Below are 16,575 nucleotides of genomic sequence, written 5' to 3' on the forward strand. Positions count from 1 at the left end.
AACGACGTCTGGGTCACTGACAATGGGACAACCTGGACGCAGGCGCTTCAAAATGCACCTTGGCAACCTCGTGCGTTCCACAACGCGGTTGTTCACGAAGGACAGATTTGGATCTTGGGCGGAGGATATTGGGGCAAGCAAGCCGTCGCTTATCGAGACGTGTGGCGTAGCCCCGATGGTTATTCCTGGACTAGGAAAACAGCGATGGCAGAATGGCCTGGCCGGATCTGGTCAGCCAGCACATCGTTTCGCGGCGCTCTGTGGACGATGGGAGGACTGCTTCCATCGAACCGGGCGGGATCAAATGAGATCTGGTACTCCAAGGATGGAGCAGCCTGGTACCCCTACCTTGCAAACAAGGCGTGGACACCGCGGATGGCGCATTCAGCCCTTGTATTCTCTGATAAACTCTGGGTTGTGGCGGGTTCTAATTATGACTTCCTCAATGATGTGTGGACGCTAGCACTACCAACCGATTGGACGGGTGAAAGCCCTTTCAGTCGGACGTGGCGCTTCCTCCTGGCGCAGCGCAACCGCTAGAAGGCGATCCTGATAGTGCCAGAAACCTCTCTAGCGACTACAACCGAACAGCGCGCCACCGCCCAATTGAACAATCACAGAAATCCAAAGCTCAATCCTTCCCAAGAAACAGATATCCTTTATTAGATTATGAGATCTGGAGTGTCCCATGGTGAACCTCCCTCGAATGAGTGGAGACCTGCAATAGGCTCAAAGAGCCAGAGGAGTCGAATGCAAAGAACCTCAATCGTCGTCGTTCACCGAAGAGTACAAGCGCAAGGCCATTTGAACTAGCGCTGTCGAGGCGCCACTCGATCACGTCGGCGGCCAAAGACAGCTCGGTCTGCGCGGCTCAAGTGCTGCGGCGCTCGGTGCCAACCCCCGACATGACCGCCCGCTCCATCGAGGACCACCGCGACGCCTAATCCGGTGCAGCGATCAGTGCTGTGCTAGGATTGTTCGATTCGACAATCCCCCATGAAGGCTTCTTCATAACCTATCGAGCTCGTTCATCTTCAAAACGCTACAAGACCCGCACCGAGGCCCAACGCGAGATCTTCGCTTTCGTCGAGGGGTTTTTGAAACCGAACCCGGCTCCATTCCGGATTGGATATATCACCGATCGAAATGGAGCTAAAAGCCGCCTAACTTTTTGGGGGAAAGATTATGAGGAACGCAATTCTTTCCTCCGAACAGCACATCGTCGAGCTAACTGGTATCAGAGGCGTCGCAGTGCTGATGGTCCTTCTCTGGCACTTCATTGGAGCTATCATCTCACCCAGCCTAGGCATCGCATCCACGTGGCTCTCTAGCATACTGGTCTTCGGTCGCACGGGAGTAGATCTGTTTTTTGTGCTCTCCGGCTTTTTAATCATCGGAATTCTTGTCGATAAACGGGAGAAACGGAACTACTTCGCGACGTTTTACCTGCGTCGGGCAGCGAGGATATTGCCCCCCTATCTCTTACTGCTCGCGTTCTTCTGGGGGGTCACATTGTGCCTTCCCCCGAACACTTATTTCAATGCAGATATAGGTCCCGTCACTTACCTTCTGTTCCTGCAAAATTGGTATATGTCCTTCCAAAATGAATGGGGGCCGAGCGCCTCTAGCGTCACTTGGTCAGTTGCCATCGAAGAGCAATTTTACCTGGTTTTCCCTCTTGTCGTCTATCTAACACCAGCGCCCCGTCTGAGGATCATTCTTTGCGCGACCGGCGCGATCTCAGCTGCAGCGCGTGCATATTTTCATCTCAAATATCCCGAGTATCATTTTGCTCCCTATGTGAACACATTGCTACGACTTGATGAGCTTTGCCTGGGAGGATTGATCGCCTTGGCATTTAGGCAAGAACAAAGTGTCGCGTGGCTGAAAAGGCGCAGCTCCCTGATCACATTTGTTCTGGCTCTATGTGTGGGGGCGATTCCCTTGTTCCTCGTCCTGTATTCTAAGCAACCCGCAGATACGATGTATTATTGGGGCCATTTGTATCTTGGGCTGCTCTATGGGATTGCAATTTTAGTCATTGTCTTGAACAGAGATCACCGCAGGCTTCGAGTGCTTCACTGCGCGCCACTCCAGTTTTTTGGGACGATCTCTTATTCTGTATACCTATTCCATCCGATGGTGATTGGGCTGTTCTTCCTCGCAAGGGGACGAGGAGAACGCCTGCAGACTCCAGAGGACCTGTTTTTGCTCATTTGCGCATTTGTGAGCACCACGGTCTTCTGCTGGATATCCTACAATATATTGGAAAAGCCTATTCTGAAGTGGGCGCGTCAACATGACTACGGCTCCCATCACAAAAAGGGCGGTCATTTAGGCTACATAGAAATTAAGTAGTCATGGTGACCAGCTAGACTGAGCGCGTTCTCATGCAGAGCGTTGACGCTGTCGTGTCTCTGCATCATTTCTCCAAATAACGAAAAGCCAGCTGGAGGCGGGTTCGCTTGCGTTAAATGCGGATTAGCAGCCGGGTTCCAATCGAACTGAGCGAAATCTAGCAAGCTAGGCCGCCCCGGGAGAATCTCTTGGGCATCAACGAAAAGAAATTGTTCCTTCGCGGTGGCGAACGACCAATAAGAAACGTGGTGCTCTTCAACTGGCGAATTTGACTGCAAGGGAGCCTGAGTGGTGGCCCCTATCGTGCCATCGCCATTCAGGTCCTGATGAAAGCTCGTCTCAAAACGCTCCAAGCTGGAACTGTTGGAGGCCAGTACCCCCGCATTCGAGGTATAATTGCCGCGATTATCAGTATACCAGACGGTATATTGCGAGCCGCTCTTCCACGCCACCTCATACCCGTTCGAAATCGCTTCTACCCCGATCGGAGACCAGCCGCTAAACTGACCTTGGGTAACAGGACTTCCACCGTAACCGAATCCTACGCCCGTCCCTCCCGCTACCGGGTTGAAGAAATAATTGCCGCTCACCTGCACGAGGCTGGTCGAACCTAGTGACTCTATTATCGTTCCTGCCACCGCGGGAATCCCGATCGTGCCATCTCCATTCAAGTCTTGATGAAAGCTCGTCTCAAAAGACTCCAAGGTCGTGCTATTGACCGCAAGCAGTCCGGCGTTTGAGGTGTAATTGCCACTATTATCCGTATACCAGACGGTATATTGCGAGCCGCTCTTCCACGCCACCTCATAGCCGTTCGAAATTGCTTCTACCCCGATCGGAGACCACCCGCCAAACTGACCTTGGGTAACAGGATTGCCACCGTAACCGAATTCTACGCCCGTCCCTCCCGCTACCAGGTTGAAGAAATAATTGCCCCCCACCTGCACGAGGCTGGTCGAACCCAGTGACTCAATTATCGTTCCTGCCACCGGGGGAATCCCGATCGTGCCATCTCCATTCAGATCTTGATGAAAGCTCGTCTCGAAGGAATCCACATTGCTACTGTTCGCGGCAAACAATCCCGCATTTGAGGTGTAGTTGCCGCTACTATCTGTATACCACACCGTAAACTGTGATCCACTTTTCCAAGCCACCTCATAGCCGCCTGAAATCGCTTCCACCCCGATCGGAAACCAAGTGCCAAACTGCCCTTGCGCGACGTGGGATCCTCCGTAGCTGAATTCTGTCCTCGTTCCTCCCCCAATCGGCTCGAAGAAATAATCGCTGCCGACCAGAAGGAGACTGGTCGAACCGAACGACTCGACTGTGATTTCGCCCAACATGGAGCTCGCAACCGAACCGTCGGTGAATTGGAAATACTCGACCCCCAACACGGTATCGGTACCGTCAGGTGAGCCTGAGCGCAGATCGGTTATGGTGAAGGTCTGCGTACTCGAGTTGTACGCTATGTTGTAGTTGGCCTCATTGCCCGAATACACCGCCGTATCGACGTCCGCTCCACCGATGATGGTGTCGTTGCCGCTACCGCCGGTGATCGTATCATTGCCGGAGCCGCCGTTCAGCGTGTTGGCGATAGCGTTGCCGATGATCGTGTCGTTGCCGGAGCCGCCGATCGCATTGTCGATGTAAGAGCGCGCGTCACCGTTGTAGAGGTAGGCGTTGTAGACGTTGCCCGATGCGTAATGGCCGTCGCCGAGATATGCCAGTTGCACGGAGGAGAACACCGACGACGCGCCGGGGTTGAGGCTGATGCTTAGGTTCGTCGTGTAGTTCGACAGGTCGTAAGTATCGACGCCGCCGCCGTCCCAGACCGTCTCGTAGATTCGGTTGGCCGAGCCGCCGACGCCGCCGCCCGGCGCGGGCTGCCCGACGCCGTTGATGAACTCCTGTCCCGTGGTCGGATTCCAGGTGTAGACAGTGTTGCTGCTCTGGGTCGTGAAGTTCGCACCGTACATCGTCTGCAGCGCGAGGATGTCGTTGGCCATGTAGGTCTGCGGATATCCGTAGGCCTCATTGGTGTATCCGCTCGTGGTCGAAGCGCCGATATAGCTGCGATAGCTCATGACGGTATATTCGCTGTCGTCGTGCGCGCTCGGCACCGCGACGTTGGCAACGCCACCCGTCTCCTGGCTGTGCTTCAGGCCTAGGGCGTGACCAAGCTCGTGGAGCGCGGTCGTGAAATAATAGTTGCCAAGCTTGGCAAGCGAGTAATTGTATTGGGTCCCGAACCAGATGTCGCCGCCGGACGCATAATTGCCGGGGTAGTAAGCGTAGGAGGTCGGGTTGGCCGCAGGCGACTGCGCGATCATGATGTCGGCGCCGTTCGTGCCCGCGTATTGGATGTTGGCGTTGGTATAGCTGTTGATCAATCCGATGGCGTAGTTGATCGCGACCTGCATCTGGGTCGGCGCCGAGGCGAAGCCCGACGTGGTCGGCTCGCTGCTGCCGCCGGTGTACGGATTGGCGTAGTCGCTGGACGAATCCGGGAAACTATAGGAGATCGCGCCGGACCATTTGTAGCCCGACAGCAGACCATCGATATCGGCGTTGTTGGTCTTGGTGACCGTAACCGCGGTTGCCAAAGCGAATCTCCGAAGCAGGAGGCCCCATCCAATTCGAGGCGTTAACAGATTAGTCTAGCTAGAGAGTTAAGCGTTTGGTTTAAATGGGGCGAGAGTGCCCGGACCTCTGCCATAATGCGCTGTTAGCTATGAAATCCCGTAGTGATACGGGAAACAAAGGCAAGAGGTCTCGGTTCCCGCCCGCCCGTAATTTGCAGGATTTCATGAAACGATGTTCACTCGCAGCTGGCCTGTTTAGCGTCCTTGCGGCGCTCGGCGGATTCGATGATGCGCCCTTCGGAGGACTGCCCGTCATGGTGGAGAAGGCCAATGCGGATGACAGCGGCAAGGCGGGCCGCTCGCCCACCATGCCAATGGCCCGCGATCCTGCCGTTGCGGTGGCCGAAGAATACGAAGCCGCTCGCCGGAAGGGAACGCGGGAGGCCTTTGAGCTCTTCATCGCGCGTCACGGCGATGACCCGCTGGCCGAGAAGGCGCGCGCGGAACTGAAGCGCCTGTCGCGCTGATTCCTTCACGCAGCGCGGCAAACCGCGCCAGCCATTGCATTTCGACAGGCGGCATCCGCGCCGGCCCAGACTTGTCGCAGGGCCTTTCGGCACTATGGTGGGCCGCAATCTGTCCCGGAGCCTTTCACGATGCCCTTTCCGCATGCCTCGGAAGCCCTGTCGCGCTTCACCGTGCTCGATCTGACCCGGGTCCGCTCCGGGCCGACCTGCGTGCGGCAGCTCGCGGATTGGGGCGCCAATGTCATCAAGATCGACGCGCTGACCGAGGATGCCGGTGGCGAGCAGCCGGGCGGACCGAGGCGGGGTTCCGACTTCCAGAATTTGCACCGCAACAAGCGGGCGATGACGCTCAACCTGAAAGACGAGCGCGGGCTCGCCGTGTTCAAGCGCCTTGCCGCCAGGGCCGACGTCGTGGTCGAGAATTTCCGCCCCGACGTGAAGAAGAAGCTCGGCATCGACTATGAGAGCCTCGCCGCGATTAACCCACGCATCGTCTATGGCAGCATCTCCGGCTTCGGCCAGGACGGCCCCTATCATAAGCGCCCGGGCTTCGATCAGATCGCGCAGGGCATGGGCGGGCTGATGTCGATCACCGGCGCGCCGGGCGGAGGACCGATGCGGGTCGGCATTCCCGTCGCCGACCTCACGGCGGGCCTGTTCTGCGCCATGGGCATTCTCACCGCGCTGCTCGAGCGCGAGGTCTCCGGCAAGGGCCAATGGGTGCAGACCTCGCTGCTCCAGGCCCAGATCTTCATGCTCGACTTCCAGGCCGCGCGCTGGCTGATGGAGAAGGAGGTGGCCAAGCAGGCCGGCAACAACCACCCGACCAGCATCCCGACCGGCGTGTTCAGGACCTCGGACGGCTATATCAACATTGCCACCACGGGCGGGCGGATTTGGGAGCGCTGCGCCCAGGCGATCGGCGCGCCCGAGCTCTTTGGCCACCCCGACTACGCGACGGCCCCTGCCCGCTCCAAGAACCGCGAGGCGCTCAACGCCGAGATCGAGAAGCGCACCGTGACGAAGTCGACCGAGACCTGGGTCCGTGAGCTCAACGAGGCCGGCGTGCCCTGCGGGCCGATCTATGCCATCGACCAGATGTTCGAGGACGCGCAGGTCAAGCATCTCGGCATCGCGCAGGACGTGCCGAACGACCAGGACCGTCACATCCGCCTGGTCGGCCAGCCCGTGACGCTGTCGCGCACGCCGAGCAAGATGGTGGCGCGGCCGCCGGAATTCGGCGAGCAGACCGACGAGGTGCTGAAGGAATTCGGCTTCGGCGCCGGGGAAATCGGCCGACTAAGGGAAGCTGGCGTCGTCTGAATGCTACGGTAGGGCAATCTCGCTTTGGGTAAGATCCGTTTGGCAGGGAGAGGTCGACAGTTCAATCCTGTCCGGCAGCACAGTCACTTACCTAATTCGTGCTCCGCCGCAGAAGTGCGCCGGAAGCACATCGGAAGCACGGCGGGCGACCTCGAGACGCCCTGCGCGCCTTCGTGCCACGATCAGTGCAGCTGCAAGCAAGCTTCCAGGATTTCGCGTTAAGCATTCGGTTTGCCATCGGCAATCTAACCGCGGGGTCGACCTCGACCAGGTTGGCCCGTAAGGGCGCGGAATTGGCTGGCGGCCTTGCCCTTGAGAGTGGCAAGCATGAATGAGAGCGGCCTTCCTCGATGATCAGGATGAGGTCCGTTTTCGGGCGAGCGAGCGCGCGGCCAATATCGGTTTCGCAGGGAGCAACGTCGCAACGCAGAGCAAGGGATGAGCGCATGATGTTTTGGCTTTCGAGCAAGATGCGGAGTCCAGGGGCGAAATGACCGACATCAGACGGTCCCGCGCACCTTTGGGCGTGGGCCTTGGACATACGCGCGCGGCCCCTCGACAACCGACAAGCGTTGCTAAGCCATTCGTGGACAACGGAGGCCCAGCATGTCAACCGATATCGCTCAGAGACCAAACGGGACGAAGACCACCGGAAGTTCGATCCTCAAGCTCATCCTCATCCGTCCGGCCTGAACTTCATGGAAGCAGCAAAGTCTGCGGACGGTGCTATTGATCGTTACTTGCCGGACAAATGGAGCTGGGGGCCGGCGAAGTCTTCATTCGATCGGTAGAGCACCTGTGAAGCGTCACATAGGTGCTTTCGCTCTCCTGCTCTAGTACGGCGGTATTCTACTGACGCCTACGCTCAGACCAAGCATCGTAGTAGATGATCGCCGCGAAAGTGGCCCCGACTGCGAAGACGCCGATACAGCCAGTAATCAATTAGTCCTACCAACATACCCTGATCAGTATTCCCACGGTCATCACGGCGGCAATTCACGAATGGTTAACAGCGGGAATACTGAGTTGATCGTGGCTCAAGAACGCCGAAGTTACAGGACCACGCTCAACCAGCGTGCCAAGGGGGAACACTTGGCGGAGACTGTGTGGCTATCAATCGTCGCAACATTGCCACACTGGCTGATCATCGCAGGGGGCCTTGCTAGTAGTCACCGGCTCCATTGGAGTTGTCGCCACCGGGAGGAAAACAGAGGAAGTTGCTCCCTCTCCCGACCAGCCGAAGATACTCCGCACCCGCAGATGCCGCCTTTGCCGAAACTTCTCGACTCCGAAAGAGGACGCCGCCGGGCGATGATGGGGCATCAATCGAGCGACGCCCGCCAGAGTGAACACGCCATAGCCTAGTGCCGGCAATCCCGAGTCGATGATGGTCATCGGCGGGTGTTCCTTAAACCGAGGCCGAAGCGCAACAGTAGGCCGGACTCTTGCCTATCCTTCCCGGTTCCCCTTGCGCTCGCCTTGCGGGTGCGCGAAGACTCGAGCAACCTTTTCGCCCAGGGGAGTTGAAACCTTGACTGAGAAGCACTGGTTTCGAGTCACCATCCTTTTGACGATCCCGTCACTCGCCATGAACATGGCTACGCTGGTTGTAGTCGGTGGCCTGCTCATTGATCTCAAGAAGCGAGACGATCTGGATCCGCAACGCTTTGATACTCAGGTTTCCGACCTCATGATTTCCACAGCGAGGAAGATGCGGCAGGAACAGGCAGACTCAAACGCTGAATTGAGACAAGCGATAAGTGAATATCTGGAGAGACTTGCAAAGAGAACTGAGGCTGAGGCACGGCCGATTCGTTGACCGCGGGCGCGCATGAATGATCGCGGCTCGTCATAGTCCCGTGGCATGCCCCTTGCTAATCGAAGCCAACTGGGATTTTAGGCCTCAGTTTGAGAATGAAACGTTGCCAGGACCTTTATTTCGAGCCGGCAGCGTCCTTGTCTCTCGAGACTGTTGAGGCAGTCTCCTCAGCGGTACTCCTCCAGCATTAGGACGCCAGCGTGAACCACCAGGCCCCCTTTAGCGGTTGAGGCCCAGATAAGCAGAGCCGTTCGGGATGTCATCAAATGTAAGAACGCTGAGCGCCAGCCATCCGAAGAAGATCCCGGAGACGATAAGCAGAGTATTGAGCCAAGATCTCATAGTCGCAAGGGATCGAATTTTGAGGTTTGCGCAATCATCCCACCATAATTTGGAGAATGTTGTCTATATCCTTCCCCGGGTGTTCCGGCACAGGAACGTTTGCATCCGCCCAGAGTCGAGTGGCGACAATGCGCGGTTCGACACATGGACAGAGCGTTGCCTACCGATTTCGGCATGCATCACGCTGTTCGAGGTCTGGATCCTTTTCACAGGACCGAGCTGCAGCAGACCGGCCTTTGGGCTTGTGTCGCCGTTAACCCAACAGCGACCGGCTCATTAGCCCGTGCCCTGGGAAATTTCCTATGTCGTTTGCCTGCCCGCTTTCGAAAATGACCGCCCCCAACCTTGCGGCTCGGTCCGGGGAGGTCGTGGCGGATGATCGTCGAACGGCGGGGTCGGCTTCGTATCCGTGCTGGGTCTTATTTCGGCGGTTCGCAACGGGGACGCTTCGCAGGTCATGGCACGGACCGACATGCCGCGCGTACGCCATTCCCTCTCGATCAGCTTATGTTGGCGTACCTTGATCGAGTGGGCCAAAGTCGGCCGGTACGACCATTCGAGCGGATGGCGATCAACGCGATCGCCGATGATCTCGCGATCAAGCTCATGACACCGGAAAACTTATCCGTCCTTCTGAAAAGAGGCACTGTCCGCAATGCCGCTGAGAACGCAAGCTTTGGGACGATGTCGTCTTTGGCCGAGCTCGATCTTTCGAACATCTTCGTTTTCGTCGGACGGATCACCCTCGTGAAGCCTGTCGAGTTAGCATTGGAACTGACCAAGGGAGCGGATGCCTTTGTCTCTCGATAGAAGAGTTCTTTGGTGCTCGTTCGACCGACATCTCGTCAGCTACAAGCGAAGGGCCGGCTCGTGTTCGGGGTGGGCACCAATAATCTCCAGCCTTTCGAGTTTCGAGTCGGACAAGTGGAGGCTGTCCAAAACGTCGGCGGGTCGGACTTGGCCAGCGCAACATGGCGGTCCTTGAGCAAGCGGTTGATCTAAGACAACACACTGCTGCCCAGCGACTGGTATGGAGGCCAACTGCACCTTGCGCCTCCGACCGACCAGGGCGGGCTCAAAAAAGCTACACGATCGTGATCACTGTGGGGTCGGATTGCCATGTCATTGACGTCGCTCAAGGGCCTAAGGGTGCCTAGCTGCTTGAGCTTTGCGCAAATTGACAGCTGCTCGCTTATGCACCTGGACGAACCAAAAGCATGTCAGGGCGATAGCAGCACTCGTGCCGACGCTCGATAGTCGGTAAAAGGGCGGATCATCATAAATCCGGCTATGTATAGCTCGGAGAGCGAGAGGGTTTGAACCTCCGAGTACCCGAATCAATCACAGTTTGAAATGGGCCAAACCTGTCCCACGCAGCAAGCTGTGCCTCCCGAAAATCTGCGCCTTCGTCCACAGGGCGTTTTCCGCGGTTGAGAGTGGAGCTAAATCGCTCGATGCCGCCGCAATGCAGATTCTTACAGGTTTCATCTCCGGACGCCTTGCGGCGGCCTGGGGTGCGACACTGGCGGAATCTACGGCCCCCAGATTGTGGCTTCTCCGGGGGCCTTCTCGTTCAACTTCAAAACGTGCATTCATGGACGTGTCCGGCGTCGTAGGTGCGGCCTTAAGGACCTTGGAATTCAAGATTAAGCGTGGACCGGCAGAAGCAGCTCAAGCAGTGCCGTTTCGATGGTGGGCTACTCGACGTGCGACCGCTATACTATGCTCCGCCGCTCGCTTTTTAAAACTTGCATGATATTTCCTGCTGAGAAGCCACAGAAGAAGGCAATGCAGCGGCTGCTACCGCGGCGACATTGGACGGGGGAAGCCATACGGCTGCGCCTACACAAACGCCCGCTGACGTCGGAGAGCACTAACGGCTTGTCGGAATTGGTCTCGCAGCCCGTCCCGCCATCTCGCAGTAGATCGCGAGATAGGTTCTTTCCCTTTCACACATAGCTTCAGCGCTGCTGTTATTCCAAAAATTGACTCACCGAGCCGCCGGCGTGTTCGCGCCTTGCATGATGACCGCCTGTTCCCTCGGCTTGCTGAACGGCGTGCACTTGTGAGCTAGCGCAATGAACGGCCGCTCGATCACGAAGTAAGTCACAAGCGACGCACCCAAAGTAATCGCCACGAAGGTCGGGATGTGGCTCGGAAGATGCTGCTTCGTCTTCCAGACGTAATCGATAATGATCGGATGCAGGAGATACGCCGAATAAGAGATTGCCCCGATACCTTGCACGATCGGCAACGAAGCGCGCGGCGGCCGTTGCAGCCAACAACAAATCAACGCCCCTGTCGCGAGCGCTGCATACGTCCCCTGGAAGTACCCACCGAGGTTGCGAGCCGTGATTGGGATCGCCACGCAAATTGCGAGACCCGCAACAGCCGAATTGAACGCGATATTACTTGCAAGAAACTTCGGCACTTTCTGATCATCGGCCAGAAGAGCAATGATCACGCCAATGAGGAACTGATGGTAGTAGGCCAGGGTCAGCGACTCCGTTTGATTTAGCCGGGTTGCGATGCTCACGACCGCCAGAATCAGGAAGAACGCTAAGGGGTAGCCAGTCTTTCGGGCGACGTAGAGAAGCGCCGGAAATGTGATGTAGAACCAGAACTCGACTGCGAGGCTCCATAAAACGCCGACGCTGTATCCAAACCACACCCCAAAGTCTGACGTGAACGTGAGGAGGCCCGGCATCTGCAGAATAAGTTCGTCTGCATCGTCACGATAGAGCCAGAGCCACAAGATCGCGATCTGTGAGACATACATTGGGTAGATGCGCGCAACTCGACGCACCCAAAACCTCACTACGTTTGGGATTGTTAGCATCCCGTCGCGGAGGAGAATGCTACAGATCAAATAGCCGCTAATGACGAAGAAGACGCTAACCCCGATAGCCCCTCCCGGAGCCGTCGATGGACTCGCGTGGCCCACCATCACGACCATGACAGCGACGGCCCTCAACCAGTCCAGATATTCGACGCGCTGCTCCATTCCCCCGCCCCTTGGCGAGCAAAAGGCATACCGCATCCACTTAGGCTCGAGCAAGCACTGGACGTCCTGATCAACCGCCGGGAACACACACCCACAGAGACTTCTTTGCGGCTTTGCGGCGGGAACAAGCTCACCTGGATTACCGTTTAAGAATTTAAATTTGAGAGGAGGTAAGGCCGTGAAGCGATATATTTTGGCACTCGTCGCGTTGGTTGCGCTGAGCGCGGACGAGATAACTACAGCGAAGGCCCTGGACTTTGAGGTCGGTCCGGGTGGAGTTTACGTAGACCAGCACCGGCATCGTGGCTACGACCGTGACCGCTATTACGGTTCCTATAACCGATATGGTGGGGACAGCTGCGACATGTGGCTTCACGAATGTGCGCGCTCTTACGGGAGGGGAAGCCGTCTTTACGAAATTTGCATGCAACGGCGCGCAGCGGTCGAAGCCTGCGGGCGCTGATAGCGACGCCTCCAAACAGCGTCATTCGTGTATAGCCGCCCCACGGTCGAGCGGCGTCGAGTTGTACATGCCCCGAAGTCGCGGGCAACGGCCTAAAAGCCAGGTTGGTGCGCCTTAATCTTATCTATCGCATACCCTGAGTTCTGCGAAACCCACGCCCCAAGGCCGTGCAGGTCGGTCTTAATTAGTGCCATGAGGTCAAGCACGATAATACCGCCTCCGAGTTGAGCGTAGCGGGAAAGGACGTCCCGCTGATCATCCGGAAAGGACATGACTAACCAGGCCGCTTTCCCGGATCGTTGCGGCGGCGCTCAGGAATCGCGAAGAGCACTCGGTTTACGATCCGCTGCGACGGAAGCTTACGTAGCTCTCATCGCCCCACCGAATTGCCGCGATCTGTTCGATTTCTATCGTCTTTGCATCAGGCGAAGAGATGCACGCAACCGAATGAGAATGCACGCACACGCGCTCGTGGACAAACTCGCCGATCTCTTAAATAAACAGGAGCAGCATTCGCGACGCGGGTCGAGATCGCGATCTTGCTAAAGCAGATTGTCACGCAACTCGTGCTTCATAGCGCTGGTGCGATCGAATCTGCGCGCGACCTTCTGCTCAGATCAGCAAGGACGTTAGTGGACGTTTTCTTGAAATCCGATTTTGGAACGGCGCCTCGACAAATACTTTTCGGTGCTTTGATGCCTCGACCTGGGCCGGGTGCGGCATGCCGTCACGCTTTAGCACGTCGCCACCGCATCGAGATCTAGGTCCGCGATGACTCCGAGCCGCTTATAGTTAGGGGCAAGATCCCAACGATCGCAATGCCGCTAGGCGCGAAGGTCCACGCGCAGAAATACCAAGGATGTCGTTCGAGAGGGCGACCGGGCTGAGGCCGAAGCGTGGCCCGTCCGTATGGAGGTCTACGGCTGTCCTGCCCAGCTCTCCCCGACAATAGGCTAATGCCTCAACGGCGGGCGCCAGCCGCGCTCGAAAGCTCGCCAAGCGTCATTCGCCCCTGAGGCGCCTTCCGCCCGCCGCCGTTCGCCCGATAGAGCAAAATGAACATTTTGGCCGGACGGCCAACAGCGCACGCCGAACCCGCGCACTTCGGTATCGCAGGCGTCGCAATGGAGCTTGTCGCGTTGAACCAGCGTCCCCGCGCAAAAGTCCGTTCAGAGGCCTGCTCAAAGCAGCTTGGACACACAGGCGCATAGCCTTCCACTGGTCTGGCAGATCGACCGCAATGTCGAACACCTCTCGCTAATCAGGTCGGCCTGGTGTTTTGCCCATTGGGGTGCGGGCCTGACTCAAGCGGCGGGAATTCTAGTGAAGCCCGCACCTCGGCGCGCAAGCGCCGCGTCGCCAGCTGCAACAGCCGGAAATGAACATGTCGGCCCGGATGGTGGCCAATCGGAGTTTTGAAGAGGGCAAGCGCTGCGCCGAGACGCTGTTCTTCGATTATTGGCGCCAGCACGGCCTTCCGATCAAAGTCGTGCGCATCTTAACAACCTACGGCCCGCGCCTGCAGCCCAACCATGGACGTGTGGCGTGTCCTTCATCGTTCAGGCCCTCAAGGGCGAGCCGATCACGGTGTTCGGCGACGGCTGGCAGACCGGATCCTTCTGTTATGTCGACGACCTCGTCGGGGCCATTACGCTGCTGATGGTGACGCCGGAAGACGTCAACGGCCCGATCAACCTCGGAAACAACTCTGAGTTCACGATCCGCGAGCTCGCCGAAAGGGTCATCAAGCTCACGGGCTCGCGTTCCAAGCTGGTGTTCAAGCCGCTGCAGCAAGACGACCCGCGGCAGCGCCAGCCCGACCTCGCCAAGGCGAAGGCGGCACTGAAGTGGGAGCCGAAGGTCGCGCTCGAGGATGGGCTGAAGGAGACGATCACCGATTTCAAGCGTACGCTCGAACTCGCCTGATTGGACGCACGACGCCCCTTATGATGGCTTCCCTTTCCAACATCATCTCGATCTGCGATCGCGACTTGAATCAAGGCGCAATGCTCGTGCTCCTTCGCCGTGTGGTCGCCTGATTGTCGCTAATCCAAGGTCGCCAACTATCCTACCTTCTCTACAGCGAAGCGTGGGCGAGGGTCGCAGCGTTGGTCGCGCTCGCCCTGACTCGCTTAGAATGCCTATCGTATAGAGTGATAGACGTGGTTTCGCTCGTGGCGTTAGGTGAGGCACCTGCATGCCATTATGTGATTTAGCGCGGCTTGATAGATATTCGCGACGTCTCGCGCCCCCCTCCAGTCTGCCAGATGTGGTAACTTGGCCGACAGGATCGCAGCCTGCATTTAATCCGGCTGTCGATTCCCTCGATCTGATGCTCGTGCTTCACAATCCGGTCGCGACTGGCGAGCACCGCAATTGGGCAGGCGCCGTTTCCTTGATAACAACGGCGGCGCGCGGCCGCCCATGGTGCCGAGAGATTCTTGCCGGGATAGAACGAATAGGTACGTTCCGATCATTCGGGGCTTCGTAACTTCCAGATGCGCCTGCGCCAGGATGTCGGCGTCGAGCAGCCGGGCGGACGTCGGCGGGGGTCCGACTTTCAGAATTTGCACCGCAGCAAGCGGGCCATGACGCTGAACCTGAAGGACGAGCGCGGCTCGCAGTGTTCAAGCACCTCGCGGCCACGGCCGATGTCGTGGTCGAGAATTTCCGCCCCGACTTGAAGACCAAGCTCGCAGGCTGATGGAGAGGGAGGTCGCCAAGCAGGCCGGCAACAACCACCCGACCAGCATCCCGACCGGCATGTTCAAGATCTCGGACGGCGACATCAATATCGCCACCACGGACGGGCGAATCTGGGAGCGATGCGCCCAGGCGATCGGCGCGCCCGAGCTCTTTGGCCATCCCGACTACGCGACCTGGGTCCGTGAGCTTAGAGGCCGGCGTGCCCTACGGGCCGATCTATGCCCTCGACCAGATGTTCGAGGACGCGCAGGTCAAGCATCTCGGCATCGCGCAGGACGTGCCGAACGACGAGGACCGCCACATCCGCCTGGTCGGCCAGCCCGTAACGCTGTCGCGCACGCCGAGCAAGATGGTGGCGCGGCCGCCGGAATTCGGCGAGCAGACCGACGAGGTGCTGAATGCGTTCGGCTTCGGCGCCGACGAGATTGCCAAGCTCAGGGACGCCAAGGTGGTGTGAGCCAGGTCAGAAACGACGATGCCCGGCAAGATTGCCGGGCATCGAAGGGAGTTCGCGCAGTTCAGTATTTTGCAACGACCGGCGTGGAAGTGAACGCATAGTTGAAGCCGGCACGCAGAATATGATCGTGGAAGCTAACGTCCGCCTGGTTAGCGGTTCCGACGAAGTAAGTCTTACTTCCGAAATCCATGTAGAGGTATTCGAGCTTCGCCGACCAATTCCGGGTGAACTTGCGTTCGACGCCCGCGCCCACCGTCCAGCCGACTCGGGTATCGGTGCTGCTCGCCCCCGCACCGATCGGAAAGCTGAACGCGCCGAGTGGAGTCGTGCCGCCGAGACCCGGCCCAAAGACTTGGATTCCAAGAGCGGTCGCGGACGAATACTTGAACTCGCCAACAGCCAGACCACCGGTCGCATACCAGAGAGTCTGCGGATCCGACAGGACGCCGACGCGTCCGCGGAACGTCGCGAACCACTGCAGGTCGTAGGACAGATTTGCAGTGAGCGTCGCAATGGAGTTGAAGTCATTGCCGATTGGGAGGCCGATGATATTCGAACCGTAACGCGCGCTCGTCGTGGTCACCGTCCGCGACGACCGCTCGCCGGTCGCCTGAATGTCGCCCTCGAGGCCAACGACCCATTTGGGATCGACCTGCCAGTTGTAGCCCAGCTGACCGCCGGCCAGCCAACCATCGACATTCTGACCAAACGAACCGAATTGTACGACCGGGAATGGCAGCGCGATCGGCGCCACGGTCGTGTTCGCCCGGCCCCAGCTGTACCCAGCGTTCAATCCGGCATAAAAGCCTGTCCAACTCCAGACCGGATCGACGATGACCGGCGCCTTCACGTAGGGCTTGGACGCCAGATCAGCGGCCAGTGCGTTGCCCGCAACCAGCGACGCTGCCACAATTCCCATCACAACCCGCTTCATTGCAATTCCCTCGTGAAAAATAAATAGTTCCACGAGGAACATACGCGCCGAGGCCCTGCC

Annotated in this window: 8 protein-coding genes and 2 pseudogenes; 7 read left to right on the forward strand and 3 right to left on the reverse strand. The window is 58.1% G+C overall.

The features are described 5' to 3' along the window. Nucleotides 1–1,185 precede the first annotated feature (1,185 nt). Entirely contained in the window at nucleotides 1,186–2,358 is a 1,173-nt protein-coding gene (locus CWO91_RS21140) for an acyltransferase family protein (RefSeq protein ID WP_130215946.1), read from the forward strand. On the opposite strand, the gene CWO91_RS21145 is transcribed toward CWO91_RS21140, so the two are convergent. Further along, complete coding sequence (locus CWO91_RS21145; RefSeq protein ID WP_130215948.1) at nucleotides 2,340–4,961, reverse strand: M10 family metallopeptidase C-terminal domain-containing protein; 2,622 nt, start codon at nucleotides 4,959–4,961, stop codon at nucleotides 2,340–2,342. The genes CWO91_RS21140 and CWO91_RS21145 overlap by 19 nt on opposite strands. A gap of 293 nt (nucleotides 4,962–5,254) precedes the next feature. Here CWO91_RS21145 and CWO91_RS21150 point away from each other — a divergent pair, with 293 nt between their 5' ends. The 4 genes from CWO91_RS21150 (at nucleotide 5,255) to CWO91_RS21165 (ending at nucleotide 9,761) form a co-directional block, all read left to right on the forward strand. Continuing rightward, complete coding sequence (locus CWO91_RS21150; RefSeq protein ID WP_433995567.1) at nucleotides 5,255–5,467, forward strand: hypothetical protein; 213 nt, start codon at nucleotides 5,255–5,257, stop codon at nucleotides 5,465–5,467. Nucleotides 5,468–5,596: 129 nt separating this feature from the next. Continuing rightward, entirely contained in the window at nucleotides 5,597–6,790 is a 1,194-nt protein-coding gene (locus CWO91_RS21155) for a CaiB/BaiF CoA transferase family protein (protein WP_130215950.1), read from the forward strand. Nucleotides 6,791–8,321: 1,531 nt separating this feature from the next. Further along, nucleotides 8,322–8,609: a hypothetical protein gene (locus CWO91_RS21160; protein WP_130215952.1), complete on the forward strand. Its 288-nt coding sequence runs from the start codon at nucleotides 8,322–8,324 to the stop codon at nucleotides 8,607–8,609. A 717-nt stretch (nucleotides 8,610–9,326) separates the two neighbouring features. After that, nucleotides 9,327–9,761, forward strand: coding sequence for a hypothetical protein (locus tag CWO91_RS21165; RefSeq protein WP_130215953.1), 435 nt, complete (start codon nucleotides 9,327–9,329; stop codon nucleotides 9,759–9,761). A 1,180-nt stretch (nucleotides 9,762–10,941) separates the two neighbouring features. On the opposite strand, the gene CWO91_RS21170 is transcribed toward CWO91_RS21165, so the two are convergent. Continuing rightward, nucleotides 10,942–11,955: an acyltransferase family protein gene (locus tag CWO91_RS21170; RefSeq protein ID WP_165405597.1), complete on the reverse strand. Its 1,014-nt coding sequence runs from the start codon at nucleotides 11,953–11,955 to the stop codon at nucleotides 10,942–10,944. Between the two features lie 1,877 nt (nucleotides 11,956–13,832). On the opposite strand from CWO91_RS21170, the pseudogene CWO91_RS21180 reads away from it, so the two are divergent. Beyond that, nucleotides 13,833–14,344, forward strand: a pseudogene (locus tag CWO91_RS21180) (NAD-dependent epimerase/dehydratase family protein); the annotation flags it as partial. Nucleotides 14,345–14,916: 572 nt separating this feature from the next. Beyond that, nucleotides 14,917–15,581 (forward strand): annotated as a pseudogene (locus CWO91_RS21185) (CoA transferase). A gap of 61 nt (nucleotides 15,582–15,642) precedes the next feature. Here CWO91_RS21185 and CWO91_RS21190 read toward each other — a convergent pair. Then, nucleotides 15,643–16,515, reverse strand: a complete 873-nt coding sequence (locus tag CWO91_RS21190; RefSeq protein WP_130215957.1) for an outer membrane protein — start codon at nucleotides 16,513–16,515, stop codon at nucleotides 15,643–15,645. Between the last annotated feature and the right edge of the window lie 60 nt (nucleotides 16,516–16,575).

This window comes from Bradyrhizobium genosp. SA-3 (assembly GCF_004212635.1).
Taxonomy (GTDB): domain Bacteria; phylum Pseudomonadota; class Alphaproteobacteria; order Rhizobiales; family Xanthobacteraceae; genus Bradyrhizobium.

Bases quoted from the DNA above. Each gene is read 5' to 3' on its own strand.
- CWO91_RS21140 (WP_130215946.1), top strand. From the start codon at position 1,186: ATGAGGAACGCAATTCTTTCCTCCGAACAGCACATCGTCGAGCTAACT.
- CWO91_RS21150 (WP_433995567.1), top strand. From the start codon at position 5,255: ATGGTGGAGAAGGCCAATGCGGATGACAGCGGCAAGGCGGGCCGCTCG.
- CWO91_RS21155 (WP_130215950.1), top strand. From the start codon at position 5,597: ATGCCCTTTCCGCATGCCTCGGAAGCCCTGTCGCGCTTCACCGTGCTC.
- CWO91_RS21165 (WP_130215953.1), top strand. From the start codon at position 9,327: ATGATCGTCGAACGGCGGGGTCGGCTTCGTATCCGTGCTGGGTCTTAT.
- CWO91_RS21170 (WP_165405597.1), bottom strand. From the start codon at position 11,955: ATGGAGCAGCGCGTCGAATATCTGGACTGGTTGAGGGCCGTCGCTGTC.
- CWO91_RS21190 (WP_130215957.1), bottom strand. From the start codon at position 16,515: ATGAAGCGGGTTGTGATGGGAATTGTGGCAGCGTCGCTGGTTGCGGGC.